The 17,742-nt window shown below is 59.2% G+C and carries 13 protein-coding genes and 1 pseudogene; 8 read left to right on the top strand and 6 right to left on the bottom strand.

The window, feature by feature from the left end; all coding sequences use genetic code 11:
• The first annotated feature begins 101 nt into the window (after positions 1 to 101).
• From RHM58_RS27565 to RHM58_RS27600, 8 genes and pseudogenes are all read left to right on the top strand, one after another.
• Positions 102 to 2,105, top strand: a complete 2,004-nt coding sequence (locus RHM58_RS27565) for a type VI secretion system tip protein VgrG (RefSeq protein ID WP_322268767.1) — start codon at positions 102 to 104, stop codon at positions 2,103 to 2,105.
• Positions 2,102 to 2,968 carry a DUF4123 domain-containing protein gene (locus tag RHM58_RS27570; protein ID WP_322268768.1) on the top strand — a complete coding sequence of 289 codons (867 nt, stop codon included), beginning with the start codon at positions 2,102 to 2,104 and terminating at the stop codon, positions 2,966 to 2,968. Before RHM58_RS27565 ends, RHM58_RS27570 begins: the two co-directional genes overlap by 4 nt.
• Complete coding sequence (locus RHM58_RS27575; RefSeq protein WP_322268769.1) at positions 2,965 to 6,588, top strand: toxin VasX; 3,624 nt, start codon at positions 2,965 to 2,967, stop codon at positions 6,586 to 6,588. The genes RHM58_RS27570 and RHM58_RS27575 overlap by 4 nt, the downstream gene beginning before the upstream one ends.
• The gene (locus RHM58_RS27580; protein ID WP_322268770.1) at positions 6,572 to 7,702 is read left to right on the top strand and encodes a hypothetical protein; all 1,131 of its coding nucleotides are present in this window, start codon (positions 6,572 to 6,574) and stop codon (positions 7,700 to 7,702) included. The genes RHM58_RS27575 and RHM58_RS27580 overlap by 17 nt, the downstream gene beginning before the upstream one ends.
• Before the next feature lie 106 nt (positions 7,703 to 7,808).
• Positions 7,809 to 8,939 (top strand): hypothetical protein, encoded by a 1,131-nt coding sequence (locus tag RHM58_RS27585; protein ID WP_322268771.1) that lies wholly within the window; start codon positions 7,809 to 7,811, stop codon positions 8,937 to 8,939.
• A 284-nt stretch (positions 8,940 to 9,223) separates the two neighbouring features.
• Entirely contained in the window at positions 9,224 to 10,468 is a 1,245-nt protein-coding gene (locus RHM58_RS27590) for an exonuclease SbcCD subunit D C-terminal domain-containing protein (protein WP_201203042.1), read from the top strand.
• A pseudogene (locus tag RHM58_RS27595) lies at positions 10,465 to 14,104 on the top strand (SbcC/MukB-like Walker B domain-containing protein). The gene RHM58_RS27590 and the pseudogene RHM58_RS27595 overlap by 4 nt, the downstream one beginning before the upstream one ends.
• Positions 14,101 to 14,697 carry a glutathione S-transferase gene (locus RHM58_RS27600; protein ID WP_201257570.1) on the top strand — a complete coding sequence of 199 codons (597 nt, stop codon included), beginning with the start codon at positions 14,101 to 14,103 and terminating at the stop codon, positions 14,695 to 14,697. The pseudogene RHM58_RS27595 and the gene RHM58_RS27600 overlap by 4 nt, the downstream one beginning before the upstream one ends.
• Before the next feature lie 148 nt (positions 14,698 to 14,845).
• Here RHM58_RS27600 and RHM58_RS27605 read toward each other — a convergent pair whose 3' ends face one another.
• The 6 genes from RHM58_RS27605 to RHM58_RS27630 form a co-directional block, all read right to left on the bottom strand.
• On the bottom strand, positions 14,846 to 15,103 hold the full coding sequence (locus tag RHM58_RS27605) for a hypothetical protein (RefSeq protein ID WP_201257571.1): 258 nt from the start codon (positions 15,101 to 15,103) through the stop codon (positions 14,846 to 14,848).
• A complete protein-coding gene (locus RHM58_RS27610) occupies positions 15,100 to 15,312 on the bottom strand; it encodes a hypothetical protein (protein ID WP_201257572.1) in 213 nt (70 codons plus the stop codon). Before RHM58_RS27610 ends, RHM58_RS27605 begins: the two co-directional genes overlap by 4 nt.
• Before the next feature lie 115 nt (positions 15,313 to 15,427).
• Positions 15,428 to 15,553 (bottom strand): hypothetical protein, encoded by a 126-nt coding sequence (locus tag RHM58_RS27615; RefSeq protein ID WP_322268772.1) that lies wholly within the window; start codon positions 15,551 to 15,553, stop codon positions 15,428 to 15,430.
• A gap of 210 nt (positions 15,554 to 15,763) precedes the next feature.
• Positions 15,764 to 15,943 (bottom strand): hypothetical protein, encoded by a 180-nt coding sequence (locus tag RHM58_RS27620; RefSeq protein ID WP_123514418.1) that lies wholly within the window; start codon positions 15,941 to 15,943, stop codon positions 15,764 to 15,766.
• A gap of 156 nt (positions 15,944 to 16,099) precedes the next feature.
• A complete protein-coding gene (locus RHM58_RS27625; RefSeq protein ID WP_201257573.1) occupies positions 16,100 to 17,275 on the bottom strand; it encodes a lactonase family protein in 1,176 nt (391 codons plus the stop codon).
• Positions 17,262 to 17,561, bottom strand: coding sequence for a DUF5629 family protein (locus RHM58_RS27630; RefSeq protein ID WP_201257574.1), 300 nt, complete (start codon positions 17,559 to 17,561; stop codon positions 17,262 to 17,264). Before RHM58_RS27630 ends, RHM58_RS27625 begins: the two co-directional genes overlap by 14 nt.
• Positions 17,562 to 17,742 lie beyond the last annotated feature (181 nt).

Here is a 17,742-nt window from a genome sequence, read left to right on the forward strand (position 1 = left end):
TCTCGCGGACAAGTCCTACAGTAATTATCGACTCGACTGACTGCGCCAACCCGTAGATTCACGCAAAGTCCCGTGCCTTAAAAAGCCACAGGGATGCGCGGATGTTCAGTACGGCCAACGAAGTCGTTTTCAGACTCGATATTGCAGGTTTCCCCTACGACCTTCAGGTACTTGAGTTCCGGGCCAAGGAAGCGCTGAACCAACCTTATGAGGTCAACCTCGAACTGGTCAGCGAACGCCCCGACCTGGAACTTGAGTCACTGCTGCATCGCCCGGCCTTTCTGACGTTTGGCCCCGACAATTCCGGCCTTCATGGCTATGTCTATCGAGTCGCCCAAGGCGACTCGGGCAAACGCCTGACCCACTATCAGATCACTCTGGTTCCCCGTCTCGCCTATCTTGCTCACCGCCACAATCAGCGCATTTTTCAGCACCTGAGCGTGCCGCAGATCATCGGCAAAGTACTGGCCGATCACGGAATCCAAGCGGATACCTGGCGCTTCCAACTCAACGCAGAGTACCGGCCACGACTCTACTGCGTGCAATACACCGAGTCAGATCTGCACTTCATTCAACGGCTGTGCGAGGAAGAAGGTCTGCACTTTCATTTTCAGCACAGTGCCTCAGGACATGTGCTGGTGTTCGGCGATGACCAGACGGTGTTCCCGAAACCCAAGAGCCCGACGGCATATGTTCAGGGTAGCGGCATGGTTGCCGAAGCTTCGGTAATTGATCGCTTCCATATAAGCCTTGAAACCCGTACCACCCATGTCAGCCGCCGGGATTACGACTTCGAAAAACCGCGCCTGCAACTCGATAGCGAAAGCAAGAGTTCACAGTTGCCCCTGTTGGAGGACTACGCCTTCCCAGGGCAATTCACCGAGCGTGAACGCGGCAAGCATCTGGCCAGGCGGGCTCTGGAGCGCCATCGCGCCGATTACCGGCAAGCCCGTGGGCGCGGTGATCAAAGCGTCATGCGCAGCGGGCATTTCGTTGACATGACCGAACACCCACGCGGCGACTGGAATGGTTTGTGGTTGCTGATCGAGGTTGAGCACGTCGGCAAACAACCTCAGGTGCTGGAAGAGTCAATAACGCACGTTAACCCTGATGACGGCTTCAGCCAGGGTTACCGCAATCAGTTCGTCGCGACACCATGGGACGTGATGTACCGACCGGCCCTTGAACACCCAAAACCCCGAATGACCGGCAATCAACATGCAGTGGTCACCGGACCACCCGGTGAAGAAATCTACTGCGACGAGTACGGCCGGGTGAAGGTCCAACTGCCGTGGGATCGCGACGGTCAGCACAACGAACACTCAAGCTGTTGGCTACGAGTTGCCGCCGGTTGGGCAAATGACCGCTATGGCAGCGTGCTGATCCCGCGAGTAGGCATGGAAGTGCTGGTGGGCTTCAGCGAGGGCGATCCCGACAAACCTTTTGTGCTGGGCTGCTTGCCTAACGCGGCGACACCCGTGCCGCTGGACCTGCCCGCCGAACAGACGCAAAGCATCTTTCGCAGCCAGAGCAGCCCCGGCGGCGGCGGTTACAACGAGTTGCGCATCGAGGACAGAGCCGGCTCAGAGGAAATAGCCCTGCGAGCCCAGCGCGATTTCGTACAGCTCGTGCTCAACGATGAACGCATTCAGGTCGACAACCAACGCACCGTCGTGGTCGGCGGCATCGCCAGCCACGACCTGCGCGCAGAAGAACAACTGTGCATTCACGGCAACCGCCTCACCGAACTCAAACAGGACGATCACCTGCTGGTGCTGGGCGAGCAACACATTCGCGTCAACAATCAGCGACTCAGCGCCTCGCAGCATATCCACCTCAGCGCCGGGCAACAGGTTGTCCTCGATGGTGGAGCCCACCTGACGGTCAAGGCTGGCGGTCATTGGCTGACGCTGGGACCGGAAGGCATTCTCAGCAGCGTGGCGATTGTGCCGGGCGGCGCCCCGGCCGTGGGCATGCCGGCAGTGCCGCTGATGCCGGGTGCATTGTCGCTGCGCAAGGTGACCTTCGATGCAGCGCGGCAACGCCATGCCCTGGTGTCAAACCGCAGCTCACGCTGCCTGATTTGCGAGGCGGCCCGAGCATGAGCCTCTCAACTTCACTGCCGGCAGACCTGCCCTGGGGCGAGCAACAGGCGTTTGTGTTGCTGGATGGCGCGACCCTCAGCGATCTACCGCAACGCTTGAAACAATTGAGTCCCGGCGCAAACACCCTTGCGCTGTACGACTGCCCGCCCTTCACCGAGCTGCGGGATATTTCACCGCTGTTAGTGATGATCGAGCAGCCTGCGGCGCCAATTTTTCAGTTCTATCTGGAGCACGCACACGAGGAATGGGGCGTGTTGCTGTTCAGCCCGGAGTCGACGGATAGCGTTGTCCGCCACTTGCGCAAATTGCTGACAGTCGAGCTGTCGCAGGGTCAGCAGGTGTTCCTGCGCCTGGCCGATGCCGGCGTGCTGCACGGCTTGCTCAGCAGCGGCGATCAGCGCTTGTTTGGCCCGGTTTCTTGTGCCGTGATTGCCGACTGCGTCAGCGCCAACTGGCATCGCCATCAGCCACGCCTGACCGGTTGCTCTGAACTGCCGATGCCCTACCGTTTGAGCCTTGAGCAAGAGGCAGCGCTGGAACAGGTGGATCGGCGCCGTGCATTGCTGGAACTCGACACGCATCTATGCCGCTTTTTCCCTGAACACCAGGCCGGTCAAACCGTTGCCCTGCGCTGGCCAATGCTCGAACAACGCTTCGAGGAGGCCCACGCCCTCGGCTTGAGCAGCCAATCCGAGTTGTTCTATTACGCCAACGTCATGGCCTCGTTGGACGGCTCACCGCTCGATCAGCACCCACACATCAATCGACTGCTGCACACGCCGTCGCTGCAATTGCCCGGCGAGCGCATTGCGCTGGCCGCTGACCTCGCCCACCAGTGGGCCATCCAACGGGGCCGCCCATGAACTCACCCGCTAACCTCGCCGCCGCTGCGGCGCCCAAAACCGCCATTGGCTCGCCCGGTGCCTGCCCTTTGCAGCAAGCCCAGGTACAGCTCCTGCCGTTGCGCTATGGCCTGGTGGAAAAACCCTTCGATCCTCGCGCCGAGTTGAAGCTGCCTTACGCCCTTGAAAACCGCCCGCTGGGCATTCGCCTGTTGCGCGATGGCTGGTTGTACGTGATCGATAGCGTCACCGGCCACCTGCACGAATACCGTGTCATCAATGGATTGGTCAGCGCCCTGGTGCACAAGGGTGCCAAGGTCGCCAGCGATCAGCGATCACCCATCGAGGAGCAGCCGGCATTGGTGTTTTCGAGGCGCAGCACTTTGCATGTGAGCTTCGCCGAGGTGCAGTGGACCGCCGCCAAATGCACTCAGGTGACCGACAGCCGTGAGGAGCGCGAACACTTCATGCAGGTCGTCGCACTCGGCGCGGTGGATTGCAAAAGCGGTGGTGAGCATCTGCTGACGGTCGAGCAAGGCAAGCAGTGGTTGGCGGAGGTTGCGAATCAAAAACCGCAAGCTGCTCAAGAGAACACTGAGCCGGAAAAAGGGTCGCCGACGGACGCGGTTCTTTTGCCGACGGTGCAAGTCAGCGACACCCCCGAGCACGAACGCGAACCCTATCTGTGGGAACAGCCTCGACGCTTTCGCGAGGCGCACATTGGCGAGTTTCTGGGTCAGGTGCGCGCGCCCTATCAGGACGACACTTTGTTTCTCGTGGTGCAGGATGACCTCGGCGTGTTGCGCGACCTGGCCGAGTATCAAGACCGTGTGGTCGGTTGGGTCGACGACTGGACCAATGCCGGTCACAACGAGCGGAATTACTTGCTGGCCTGCTACATCGAGTCGCTGAGCCAGCTCAGCCCGGCGGATATCGAAAAATTGTCCGAGGCCAGCGATGACCCGAGGGTCAAGGCCCTGCTGGGCGATCTGGAACAGGTGCCCGAACCCGACCGGGAACAGACTCGCAAAGCCTTGCTCGACTACCTGAACAAGGGCGGCAAAGTCGAACCACAGGATGCCCCGGTGACACCGGAGCTGGAGCAACTACGCAAGCAGGCCCACGCCGAAGCGTTCGAGATGGCCAAGTACCAAGGCGCCAGCCCCGATTTCACCGCGCATAGCCGCGCCAGTGATGATGCAGATCGCCGTTACTACGCCCGCCAACACTTTGCAGTGGCCCCTGCTGACTTCGTCGAACGCCACCTCGACACACTGATCAAACTCGGCAGGGAGCAAAACAAACGCATCAAGGAGCTGGTCGAAGGCTCCCGTTTCAGCGGCAAACGCGGGATCAACGACTTCATCGACCGCCCCACCATGGACAACGAACTGTTTCAGTACCGCGCCGACCTCGGCCGCTGGAACCGCGTGCTTGAGCGCATCACCGCCGACCGCACGATGCTGGTGTGTGCCGGGCGCTACCACCGTTCGGCCTGGTACTACGACGCGCACGAGCCAGCGCAACTGGGTCAGGCCTTCAGCGCCGAATACGCCTGCATCAAAGACATCTGCCGCAGTGATCACGCGAGCAAGAAAATACTGGGCTATCTGGAAAAACACCCGGAATTGACCCGGCCATTGTTCTACACCCTGCCCTTGCGCCTTCAGCAGGAACAGGCCGCGCAGTACAGCACGCTGTTCAACGCCGGCATGGCCCTGTTCAACAACCTGCCAAGCTGGCTGGCCGAACTAAAGAAAATCGAACAACCGCACCTCCCTGCCCTCGACGATTTGCCCGAGCACACCCGCGCCGTCGCTGACGCCGCCCAGCACAGCTTCAGTCCTGCGCTGAACCTGGGCCTGAGCCAGGCGCTGGAAGGCTTCGACCTGACGGGAGACAAAATCCCTGACCTCGACGAACTGTTCCAGCGCCTGCCAAAAGCACTGCACACCCGGCTACTCGATGCCGCGAAAACCACCGGCGTGACCTTTACTGTCGCCACCCCGGCGGAACAGGCGGCGCTGCAAACCAACCTCAAGGAACTGCTCAGGGAGCGCGACTACCTCAAAACCCTGACCCGTGAACGCAACCAACTCACCCACAACAAAAACCGCCAGGGGCACAAGACGCCACGGGCGGTGGAGTTGCAGGGCGAGATTGCTCGGGTGCGAGGGCAGTTGGCGCAGCTTGAGGGGCAGTTGGCGGGGGCGCTGAGCCCGATTGCGGAGTTGCCGGATCAGTCGGCGCGGCTGTATGGCGCTACGCAGGCTCGGGCGGGGGTGACGGTGATGTTTCCGCCGGCGCAACAGCAGGAAGTGCGGGGGTTGCTGAAGAATATTCGGATGGGGGTTGGGACGGTGCCGAATGCGGGGTTGATTCGGAGTGAAGGGATGGGGTTGGTGGTGTTTTTGGTGCAGGGGGTGAATTTGGTGGGGGTTATAAGCGAACTCACGAATCAATCCAAAAACAAACGAATTTGGGCTCCTGTTTTTAACGCAGCCATGGCTACCGGAGCGGCAGGTTTCACGGCGGCGCAGAGTCTTGCTGATACGGCTTTGAAGGCGCGTAGTGCAGAGCTAGTCGCAGGGCTTCAACGCCATGCCTTGCAGAACATGCACGTGCAGATGGGGAAAATGCATATTGGGCTGGGCACCTTTACCTACGGTTTTGGTTTTGTTGCTTCAATGTTCAGCCTTAATGCGCAATATCAAAATTGGCAGCAGGCCACCCGCAGCGGTAACGGCTCGGCTCAGAGCAGCGCGGTCCTTGCCGGGCTGGGCGCGAGCGGTATGGCGACAGTTAATGCCTATGGGCTTAGTCACACCGTCCACGCCACTTTCAAAGTATTGACTGCGCGGAACACTGAAACGCGAAAAGCCGCTTGGGCAGCCGCAGGCACTCGTCTCTCTACGGTATTTTTTCGATTCAACCTGGCCGGAGCGTTGTTCACCGTACTGGAACTGGGCGGAACTTGGCTTTACAACCGCTACAACATCAGCGCTCACGACAAATGGCTCAAAACCACACCATGGAGCCTGGATGCCGATGTGCGCGGCGACCATACCTTGGATGAATACAAAAGTTATCTGACCTTTTTACTTCATGCGCCTTATGTGCAACTCGGTCCAAACGAGCATGATTCGTGGCTGAAAAACCTGCTGTTAAAGGCCAAACCCAAAGACATCCATCTGGTGCTGCCAGGGCTCAAGCTCAATGATTTTAAGCCTCCCTTAAATGGTCAGCCAGCCCGGCGCCTGGGACTTGGTGCTCACCGCACCGCCATTCCCCTCCACAGTCGCGGCACGCCGCGAGAGCGCAAGGACGCCATCAGCGGTGAAGTGGTAAACAGTCTGCGCATCGTAGAAACAGGACCCGATCGGTTGGTGCTCTGCCTGCAATATCCACTGGATCCTGATGCCGAATTTACCCCCGCTTCCGAAACACTGGAATTGACGGTCTACCTACAGACCTTGAACGCCAATGGTGTGTGGGTTTCTCGCAATCGCATCATTCGTCTCAACCCCCGTGGCGAGGGGCATTTTCCTGTGTCGCCCTCTCAATCCGTCAGCACGCCTCCACCGATTTTACTGATTGAAACCCATTTGCTGGAGACGGCCGATCATGCCCACCAAGATTGATAGCGCCATGTCCGCTCCGTATCTCGAACAACAGCGAAAGGCTGGTGATATCGAGCCGTTCCCAAGCGGGAAAATCACCTATCTCGCGCCCTTGCCATTGCCGACACCGCTACCACCCCATGGCCCTCACATTGGGGAGTTAAATGATGTGTTCATGGACTTCGGTTTGGGATCTCCTCAGATATTTTCGTGGCAGGTCATACTAGGTTTGCCATTTAGCGGCGCTTTTATGATCGCCTTTATTTTCCCGTCCATCATTGGCTGTCTTGGTCTCATGCTCGGTTATGACTTTGCGTACACGTGGGAGTTTGTCGTTGATTTTTTCCACGCTATCTATGGTTACGGCTTAGTAACCTGTTTCGCCACCGTCTTCATCGGCCTCTGCACCTGGCACCACAACCACAAAAAACGCCTCCAAATCATCCCCACCCGCTTCAACCGCCAACGCCGCGAAGTCTGCTTCAATCCCGAAGGCGCCACCGAACCGGTCTTCGTCCCCTGGGAATCCCTCTCCGCCTGGGTCATCGAAGCCCAAGGCGCCACCCAATACGGCATCCACCGCCAATACGGCATGGGCATCGGTTTCCGGCATGGCGAAACCCTGACCAGCGTCGAATTCCCCTGCTTTGGCCTGCCCCTCGCCATCAGCCACTGGGAAGCCATCCGCGGCTACATGGAATACGAAGTCAACGACCTCAAAGCCATCCAGGACCTCGAAGACCTGCAACTCCCCGACGACCCACCCCACGAAGGCCTGCACACCTTCCACAACGCCCGTGCGCGTATGCATCAGGAGATTCGCGACGGCGAACGCAACCGGCTCTCGGGGTTTTTCTGGTACCTGTACCACGTCATGACCCTATGGACGATTCCCAACTACCTGACCGAATGGGAAGTGCGCCGCCTCCAGAAACTGGGCCCGCAGGCCATGCCGGAAGTGATGCAGAAATGGTCCGAGCCGCTGCCGAAGGAGCAATGGGCGAAACCGAGTGAAGAACTGGTGTGGATGAGCGAACAGGTCCGGCAACTGCACAAACGCCAGCCGAGGCGGCCGATTACCGAGATTTTTGCTGAAGTGCAGCGGTTGAATCCAAGCGGTAAGCGTCGCGCATGAGCTCTTACACCTATAGAAAGAGGCATTTTTCCTGCGCCACCTCAATCCATTACCGAGCGTCCACCGATGTTGCTGGTTGAAACCCACCTGCTGGAGCTGGCCGACCATGCCCAAGAAGGTTGATAGCCTTGCGCCTACCCCGGCCCTTGAGCAATCCCGGAATGCTGGCGATGTCGAGCCGTTTCCCGGAGGAAAGATAACTTATCTCGCACCTTTGCCATTGCCGACACCACTACCACCACATGGCCCTCACATAGGGGAACTAAATGACGTCTTCATGGACTTTGGCCTGGGGTCGCCTCTAGTTTTTATGTGGCAGATGACATTAGGCGGACCATTTGCCGGTACTTTTTCTGTTGCATTTTTGTTTCCGCTGCTTGGAGGTTTCCTTGGTCTCGTACTTGGATATGGTTGGGAAGATATTAGAGACTCCATTGAAGGGATCTTCCATGCATCCTACGGCGTAGGTTTGCAAGCAGGCTTTTTAACCCTACTCGTCGGCCTCTGCGTCTGGCACCACAACCACAAAAAACGCCTCCAAATCATCCCCACCCGCTTCAACCGCCAACGCCGCGAAGTCTGCTTCAACCCCGAAGGCGCCACCGAACCGGTCTTCGTCCCCTGGGAATCCCTCTCCGCCTGGGTCATCGAAGCCCAAGGCGCGACCCAATACGGCATCCAGCGCCAGTACGGCATGGGCATTGGTTTCCAGCACGGAGAAACCCTCACCAGCGTTGAATTCCCCTGCTTTGGTCTACCCCTCGCCATCAGTCACTGGGAAGCCATCCGCGGCTACATGGAATACGAAGTCAACGACCTCAAAGCCATCCAGGACCTCGAAGACCTGCAACTCCCCGACGACCCGCCCCACGAAGGCTTACACACCTTCCACAACGCCCGAGCGCGCATGCATCAGGAGATTCGCGACGGCGAACGCAACCGACTCTCAGGCTTTTTCTGGTACCTGTACCACGTCATGACCCTATGGACGATCCCCAACTACCTGACCGAATGGGAAGTCCGCCGCCTCCAGAAACTGGGCCCGCAGGCCATGCCCGAGGTGATGCAGAAATGGTCAGAGCCGTTGCCGAAGGAGCAATGGGCCAAACCAAGTGAAGAACTCGTGCGGATGAGTGAACAAGTCCGACAAATGCACAAACGCCAGCCTCGCCGGCCGATTACCGAGATTTTTGCTGAAGTGCGGCGATTGAACACCGGCTGCAAAGTTAGCGGGTAAAGCGACTTTTTGTGGCGAGGGGGCTTGCCCCCGTTCGGCTGCGCAGCAGTCGCCCGACCAGGCAATTCGTTTTATCAGGCTGATCGCAGGGGGCCGCTTCGCGCCCCAACGGGGGCAAGCCTCCTCGCCACAGGTAAGCCTCATAGCCACAGGTAAGCCTTCTGGCCACAGGTGAATTCGGTCAGATCCGTCGCGCCCTTCCTCGTATTTGCCAGTAAACTCCCCTTCCTTTAGCCGCCATCCTTTCCCACGCGGCCATCACCTTATTTCCTACGGAGTACGCCTTGCGTCTGTTCCACACCTCCGACTGGCACCTTGGGCAGAACCTGCACGGCCAGGACCGCGATTTCGAGCACGGTTGTTTCCTCGAGTGGCTGTTGCGCCAGCTAAAGCTGGACCAGCCCGACGTGCTGCTGATTGCCGGCGATATCTTTGACACGGTCAACCCGCCGGTCACCGCCCAGGAACGCCTCTACGACTTTATCGTCAGCGCCCATGAGCAGCAGCCGTCGCTGACGATCGTGATGATCGCCGGCAATCATGACTCCGGCTCGCGAATTGAACTGCCCGCACCGTTGATGCGCCGATTGCGCACCCACGCGTTGGGCCGGGTGTTGTGGCTTGATGACGGTCAACTCGATGCCGAGCGCCTGTTGCTGCCGCTGCCGGACGCCAGCGGCGAGATTGCCGGTTGGTGCCTGGCGCTGCCGTTCCTGCGGCCTGCCGAGGTGACTGGTGCGCATTTGGGCGACAACTACTTGCGCGGTATTGGCCAGGTGCATGAATGGCTGATCGAAGCGGCGAACGCCAAGCGCAAGCCAGGTCAGGCCTTGATCGCCATCAGCCACGCGCACATGGCTGGCGGTTCGGTGTCGGAAGACTCCGAGCGCAGCCTGATTATCGGCAACGCCGAAGCGCTGCCCGCCAGCCTGTTCGGGCCAAGCATCAGCTATGTGGCCCTCGGTCACTTGCACAAGCCGCAGAAGGTCAACGGTGAGGAACGCATTCGCTACAGCGGCTCGCCGATTCCGTTGTCGTTCTCCGAGATCAACTATCAGCATCAGATTCTCGACATCACCCTCGATGGCGAGACCCTGGTCAGCGTCGAACCGAAACTGATCCCGCGGGCGGTCAATCTGCAACGCGTCGGCCCTGCGCCATTGGCGGAAATCCTCCTGCAACTGGCCGACTTGCCAAACATTGATCTGCTGGAAGACCTCCAGCGCCAGCCGTGGCTGGAAGTGCGGGTGCGCCTCGACGAGCCGCAACCGGATCTGCGTCATCAAGTCGAAACCGCCCTGCAAGGCAAGGCTGTACGACTGGTGCGGATCGCCGCCGAGTACGCCGGCAACGGCGGTAAAGATGGCGCCGATGACGGCACCACGCTGATCGAACTCGATCAACTTTCGCCTCAGGAACTGTTCAGCCGCGCCTGGCAGGACAACTACGGCAGCGAGGTCGATGAGCAAACCCTCAAGGACTTTGCCGAGTTGCTGCAAGACGTTCAGATGGAGAGCGAACAACCATGAAGATCCTCGCGATCCGCCTGAAAAACCTCGCCTCGCTGGCCGGGCCTTTTGAAATCGACTTCACCGCCGAGCCGTTGGCCAGCGCTGGACTGTTCGCCATTACCGGGCCGACCGGCGCCGGCAAAAGCACCTTGCTCGACGCCTTGTGCCTGGCGTTGTTTGGCGCCGTGCCGCGCCTGAACAACACTGGGCGCGACGCCAAAGTGCCGGACGCTGACGGCGAAATCGGCACCGGCGACCCGCGCACCCTGCTGCGTCGTGGCACCGGCGAAGGTTATGCCGAAGTGGATTTCGTCGGCATCGACGGCCGCCGCTACCGGGCGCGCTGGGAAGCCAATCGCGCTCGGGAAAAGGCTGGCGGCAAGCTGCAAGCCAGTCGCCAAAGCCTGCGCGATATCGATCAGGATCAACTGCTGGCCAGCCAGAAAGGCGACTATAAAACTCAACTCGAAGCCGCGCTGGGCCTGAACTTCGAACAGTTCACCCGCGCCGTGCTGCTGGCCCAAAGCGAGTTCAGCGCCTTCCTCAAGGCGGACGACAACGACCGCAGTGAACTGCTGGAAAAACTCACCGACACTGCGCTCTACACGCGCTTGGGTCGCCGGGCGTTCGACAAGACCAAAGAGGCTCGCGAGGCCCACAAACTGTTGCAGGATCAGGCCACCGGCGTCACGCCGTTGTCCCCCGAGGCGCGCGCCGAGCTGGATGAGCGCTTCAACGAAGCCCAGCAGCAACTCAAGACCCAGCAAGCGCAACTCAAGCAACTTGAAGAGCAACACACCTGGCTGAAGAACCTGCGCCAGTTGCAGGACGACCAACAGAGCGCCAACGAACAACTGCAATCGGCCCAGCAACACTGGGAGAGTCTGGCCGGCGAACGGCTGAAGCTGACGCGCCTGGAGCAACTGGCGCCGCAGCGGCATCAATTTGCGCGCAAAACTGAACTCACCGCGCAGCTCACGCCGCTGGCGGCGCAGATTCAGCAGCACACGCAACAGCAACAGGAACTGACCGAGCGCCAGACTCAACTCGAACAGAGCCTGAGTGGCGCCCACGTCGCGTTGACTGACGCGCAAAACCAGCACAGTGCCGGTGCGCCGTTGCTGCGTCAGGCCTTTGAAGAGCAAAGCACCCTCGCCCGTCTGGCGAAAGATGCGAGCCTGAGCGCCGACCTCAAGCAACAGGCCGAACTGGCCTGCACTCAGGGTCAGAGCACCATTCAAGGTTTGCTCGACCAGCAAAAACAAGTTGCTGAACGCTTACAACGCATCGCCGGGGAGCTTGAGCAAAGCGTTCACCTGGCGCCGTTGAGTGAGGCCTGGAACGCTTACCGCGATCGTCTGCAACAACTGATGCTGATCGGCAATCGCCTGAACAAAGGCCAGGCCGAACTGGCCGCCCTTGAACATAGTGCCACCCGCGCCGCCGAAGAACTGGCCGAGCAAAAGCAGAATCTGGAAGTGCTCTACAAAGAGGCCGGCGCCGAACCTGAAGCCGTGGCCGAGCAGATCCAGTTGTTGAGCACGCTGCTACAGGACAACCGCAAGCAACTGCGCGCCTTCGAAGAACTGACGCGTCTGTGGGCCAGTCAGCAGGAACTGGACAAGCGCGGCGCCGAGCTTCAACAGCGCCAGCTCGCCGCCCAGCAAGAACGCGAGCGCCTGACGCAGGACGGGGTGAAAACCAAGGCTGAACTGACCGTCGCCGAGCAGACCCTGACCGTCACTCGCGAACTGCTGGAGCGCCAACGCCTGGCCCGCAGCGAAAGCGTCGAGGAACTGCGCGCGCAGTTGCAGGACGATCAGCCGTGCCCGGTTTGTGGCAGCCCGGATCATCCTTATCATCAGCCCGAAGCGTTACTGCAAAGCCTCGGCCGGCATGATGAAAGTGAACTGACCAACGCACAGAAAGCCGTCGACCTGCTGAAGGAAAAACTCACCGATCTGCGCACCGAAGTCGGCGGCTTGATCGCCCAGCAAAAAGAACTGCTGCAACAGCAGGAACAGCTCGCAACCCAGCAACAAAGCTTGGCGCCAAGCCTCGAAGCCCATCCACTGTCGGCTCAGTTGCTGAATCAGGACGTCGCCAAACGCGATGCCTGGCTGACGCAACAAAACAGTCAGTTGAACCAGAGCATCACCCAGGACGAACAACGCCAGACCGCCCTGCTCACCCTGCACGTCGCCGCGACGCCTGGCGCAGCATCTACGCAGCGCCGAAACGGCTAGCCAGCAGGCGACCCAACACCTGAGCACTCAGCAGCAGGCGTTAAGCAGTGATCGTCAGCGGCTGGACGAAGAGCTGACGGCGTTCAGCACGCTGCTTCCGGCCGATACGTTGGACGCGTTGCGCAACGAGCCGGCCGCGACCTTCATGCAGCTCGATCGGCAGATCGCCCAGCGTCTGGAACAACTGGACCAGCAGCGCGACGAACTCGGCGAACAGCAACAGCGCCAGCAGACGCTGGAGAAAGAGCAGTATCAACAGCTGAATCGCGTCCAACAGTTGGAAACCGCACAACAGCAGTTCATCGTGCTGGCCGAGCAGCAACAGGCTTGCCAGCAGAAACTGGCGCAATTGCTCGGCGAGCACAGCAGCGCCGAACAGTGGCAGCAGCAACTTGATCAAGCCGTCGAACAGGCACGCCATGCCGAGGCTGCGGCCAATCAGGAACTGCAAGCCGTGCGCACGCGATTGGTGCAACTGGCTGCTGAACTCAAGGCGCAGCAAGAACGCTCCGAAGCGCTGGAAACTGAAGACCGCGAACTGAGCGGCAAGATTGCTGACTGGCGCGCGCGGCATCCGGAGCTGGATGACGGTGGACTGGAAGCGTTGCTCAGTGTCGACGATCAACAGGTCAGTGAACTGCGCCAGCAATTGCAGCTCAGCGAAAAAGCCATCGAACAAGCCAAGGTGCTGTTGCAGGAGCGCGATGAGCGCTTGCTCAAGCATCAAGCGCAACACAACGGCAACCTCGACGCCGAGCAACTGGCAGCCGCGCTGACGGAACTGCAAAACCTGTTTGCCGCCAGTGAGCATTCTTGCGCCGAACTGCGCGCCGAACAGGCCGAAGATCAGCGCCGGCAAAATGCCAATCAGGCGTTGGCCCAGCAAATCGCCGACGCCTACACCGAGTACCAGCGTTGGGCACGTTTGAATGCCTTGATCGGCTCGGCCACCGGCGACACCTTCCGCAAGATCGCCCAGGCCTACAACCTCGACCTGTTGGTGCATCACGCTAACGTGCAGTTGCGGCAACTGGTGCGGCGCTATCGCCTGAAACGTGGCGGCAGCATGCTGGGTTTGTTGGTGATGGACACCGAGATGGGCGACGAACTGCGCTCGGTGCATTCGTTGTCCGGCGGCGAAACGTTCCTGGTGTCATTGGCATTGGCGCTCGGCTTGGCGTCGATGGCGTCGAGCACACTGAAAATCGAATCGCTGTTCATCGACGAAGGCTTCGGCAGCCTCGATCCGGAATCCCTGCAACTGGCCATGGACGCCCTCGACGGCTTGCAGGCGCAGGGCCGCAAGGTCGCGGTGATCTCACACGTACAGGAAATGCATGAGCGGATTCCGGTGCAGATTCAGGTCCGCCGTCAGGGCAATGGCCTGAGCACCCTGGAGGTGAAATGACCACGCTCTATTCCTTCCGCCGCTGCCCCTACGCCATGCGCGCTCGCATGGCACTGCGTTATTGCGGGGTTGAAGTGCAGATTGTCGAGGTCAGCCTGAAGGCAAAACCGGCCGAGATGCTCGCGCTGTCGAGCAAGGGCACGGTGCCGGTGCTGGAGGTTGATGGTCGGGTGATTGATGAGAGTCTTGCGATCATGCACTGGGCGTTGGCGCAGAACGATCCTGAGGATTGGTTGCTCAAGGATGACCCCGCCGGGCAGCAACGCATTGCTGAACTGATCGAAGAAAACGATCAGGTGTTCAAGGTGCATTTGAATCACTACAAGTACGCCGAACGCTATCCCGAGCAACCGATGGAACATTATCGGGCTGAGGGTGAGGTGTTCTTGCGTAAGCTGGATGAATTGCTAGAGGGCCGAGACTACTTGCTCGCCGGGCACCTAAGCTTGGCAGATGTCGCGTTGATGCCGTTTGTGAGGCAGTTCGCGCACGTGGATCGGGACTGGTTCGGGCAGACGCCTTTCCTGCGGTTGCAGGCGTGGCTCCAACACTTCCTCGATTCAGAACTGTTTACCGGCGTAATGAAAAAGTAAGAACACATCAACACTGTGGCGAGGGGCTTGCCCCCGTTCGGCTGCGCAGCAGTCGTAAAACCAAGCAACTCGGTTGGTCTGAAAAACTGTGTGGGGCTGCTTCGCAACCCAACGGGGGCAAGCCCCCTCGCCACAATTGACCGCGTTCTCAGGCTAAAACAGAGCACATCCCCAATGCCGAGCAATCCACCTGAAACGGCCCGAAAAACTCGGCCCGGACCTTCAACGGCGGATTCCCCACCAGTAAGCCCAAGCCCTTGGCCGTCTGAATGTTGTGGGCGATGCTGTGATTGCATTCGATGGCCCGCGCCACCGACCCCGCCGAGCCCTGCCCGATCCCCAGCAAAGAAAAACCATTGGTGATGAACGCCAGAAAGGCGACGACCCAGAGTTTGCGCCCTTTCATGCTCCCACCACTCCCGCAACGTCCGCGTGATCAACCACCACGCTTTGCGCGCGGTGTTCGAACTGGATGCCGGGATAGGCGACTTGAATCGGCGCTTGGAGGTCGTGTTGCGATTGGGCCGACAGGCTGACAATGAGCACCATGGTCACGTAAAGACCGATGGCCAGGTAGGCGCCGTGTTTGGCAGAAGTGAGGATTGCGCTGGCCATGGTGTTCTCCGTGGGCATGTTTCAGTGCCCACAGGATCGATCAAAAAACCGAAGTTAACTAGCGACCTTTATGCATAGTAGCCATCAGTTTTATTGATCATGAACCCGGCCGGATTCAGTCCTCGATAAAGCTCATCAAGCGCTCACGGGCCGCATCCGGCTCGTCAAAAGCGGGCTGAGCAGCCGAGAGAATCGGGGTGGAGTAGAGAAACAGAAGAACCACTGCCAGACGCATCGCCATGCCGCCGATCCTTTTCAAAGAGGAGGAGTCAAAAAATCAGCGTCAAATTTAAACTGATGGCTACGTGATATCAAGCAAGGGAATGATATCAATGTGATGCTGTCGTAAACGCGTTATGCAGGAGCGACATCACTCATTGTTTTTCGAACCGTTGGCGGTCGATCAAAACAAGTGACTTCGCTCCTGCATAAAAGGTGCAGGGCTTGAATTTCAGGCTTGGGTTTTGTGATCCAGCGCGGCATAGAAGTTGGCGCTCTGTTGCAGGTATTTCTGGGTGTAGCTCTGGGTGTGAGATTTTTTGCTGTTGATTTCAACGTTGGCACTGGCGGGCAGGGCAACGGTGGCAGAGATAGCGGATGCAGCGATGATGGAGAAGAGATTGAAGTTCATGGCGGTATACCTCGGAGTTAGTTAGCTTGCTTGCCTTGTCAGGCCGTGAAGCAAACTTACTCCCCGAGGGTCCGCGCCTTGAAATGCTTTGTAGCATTAGCGGATATCAATCTCATTAATACTAGGGTGCAGGCCCCATCAACCGGGGCCTGCGGCCTATTGACGCACCAGGAACTTGAGGTCGCTCGGGGCATCCATCGGCAGTTTCTGCACGGTTTTGCCGAGCAGACCGGTCTTGGCATCGCGCTCGACGACGACAATCTCGTTACTTTTCTGGTTGGCGATCAACAGGAACTTGCCACTCGGGTCGAGGCTGAATTCCCGCGGGTGATCACCCTCCACCGAGCGTCGCTGCAGCTCCTTGAGCTGGGCGGTGGCCGGATCGATGGCAAATACCAGCATCTGGTTGGCGGTACCACGGTTGCTGACGTAGAGGAACTTGCCATCCTTTGATGCGTGAAGCGCAGCGCCGGCCTTGTCGGAGGTGGGTTGCCCCGCCGCCAAATCGACCATCTGGGTTTGCTTCAGTGTGCCGTCCTGGTAATCGAACACCGCCACCTGGGCGCTCATTTCCATGCTCAGCCAGGCGTGCTTGCCATCGGCGCTGAACAGCAAATGACGTGGTCCACTGCCCGCCGGCAGCGATACCGAGGCCGGAGTGGCTGGCGTCAGCGGTAGTAGCGGATTGGCCTTGGGATTGAAGTGGTAGACAAAGATCTTGTCCGCCCCCAGGTCATTGGAGAACACGTACTTGCCGTCCGGCGAGGAAATCGTCGAATGCACGTGGGCCGACATCTGCCGCTCCGGGTTGACCCGGCTCGACGGATGGCTGCTCATCTGCACCACAGGCTTGAGCTTGCCATCAGCGCCCACCGGCAACACCGCGAGGGTGCCGCCCGGATCTTCGACTACCGAGTAGTTGCTGACGAACAGGTGAGTGCCATCGCCGCTGAGGCTCGAATGGGTCGGCTCGTTGCCCAGACTCTGGACCTGACTGATCAGCTTCAATTCAAAGGACTTGGGATCGATCGAATAGCTGCTGACTTTCCCGACCGGGTCAGCCTGTCCTGGACCGTTTTCGTTGACCACAAACAGGTGATGCTGGTCCTTGGACACGGTCAGCCAGGACGGATTTTCGCTCTTGACCACTTGCAGTGGCTTGGCGTCGATCTGCCCAGTGGCGCTGTCGAAGTTCAGGCGATAAATCCCCTGGCTCTGGCCCGCGGTGTAAGAGCCGACCAGCAGTTGATAATCATCGACGGTTGCAGCCTGAACGCCCATGGCGCCAACGCTGCCCGCCATCAACAGTGGCCAGAAATTACGCATCTTCATGCTCTACTTCCTCGTCGTCAGCACCACCGAAGGCGCTCATGCACACCAGCCGATGCTCACCGGAATCACCGGTAACGAGCCAGCTTTGCAGGGTTGGGTCGAAGGTGGCTGCCTCAATTTGAGCCTTGCTGAATTCCCAATGCTTGAGCGCCCGGCCGTCCATGCATTCGATGTTCAGACTGTCGTCTTCTTCACCGAGGTAGAAGTCGGAGGCGTGCAAGCCGTCGATTTCCAGCATGTCGCAGTTTTCGAGAGCATTGAGCAAGGTATCGGTTACGGCAGTCATGGTGATCAATCATTCAATTGGAAAGAGGCAATGATAGCTCATCACTCCCACAGGACCTGTGCTGAACACAAAACTCATGCACAACACCGAACAAATGTGGGAGCGGGCTTGCTCGCGAAAGCGGTGGGTCAGCTTGCATTAATGTTTGATGTGCCGCCGTCTTCGCAAGCCCGCTCCCACA

The sequence above is a fragment of the Pseudomonas sp. 10S4 genome (genome assembly GCF_034344865.1).
Taxonomy (GTDB): Bacteria; Pseudomonadota; Gammaproteobacteria; order Pseudomonadales; family Pseudomonadaceae; genus Aquipseudomonas.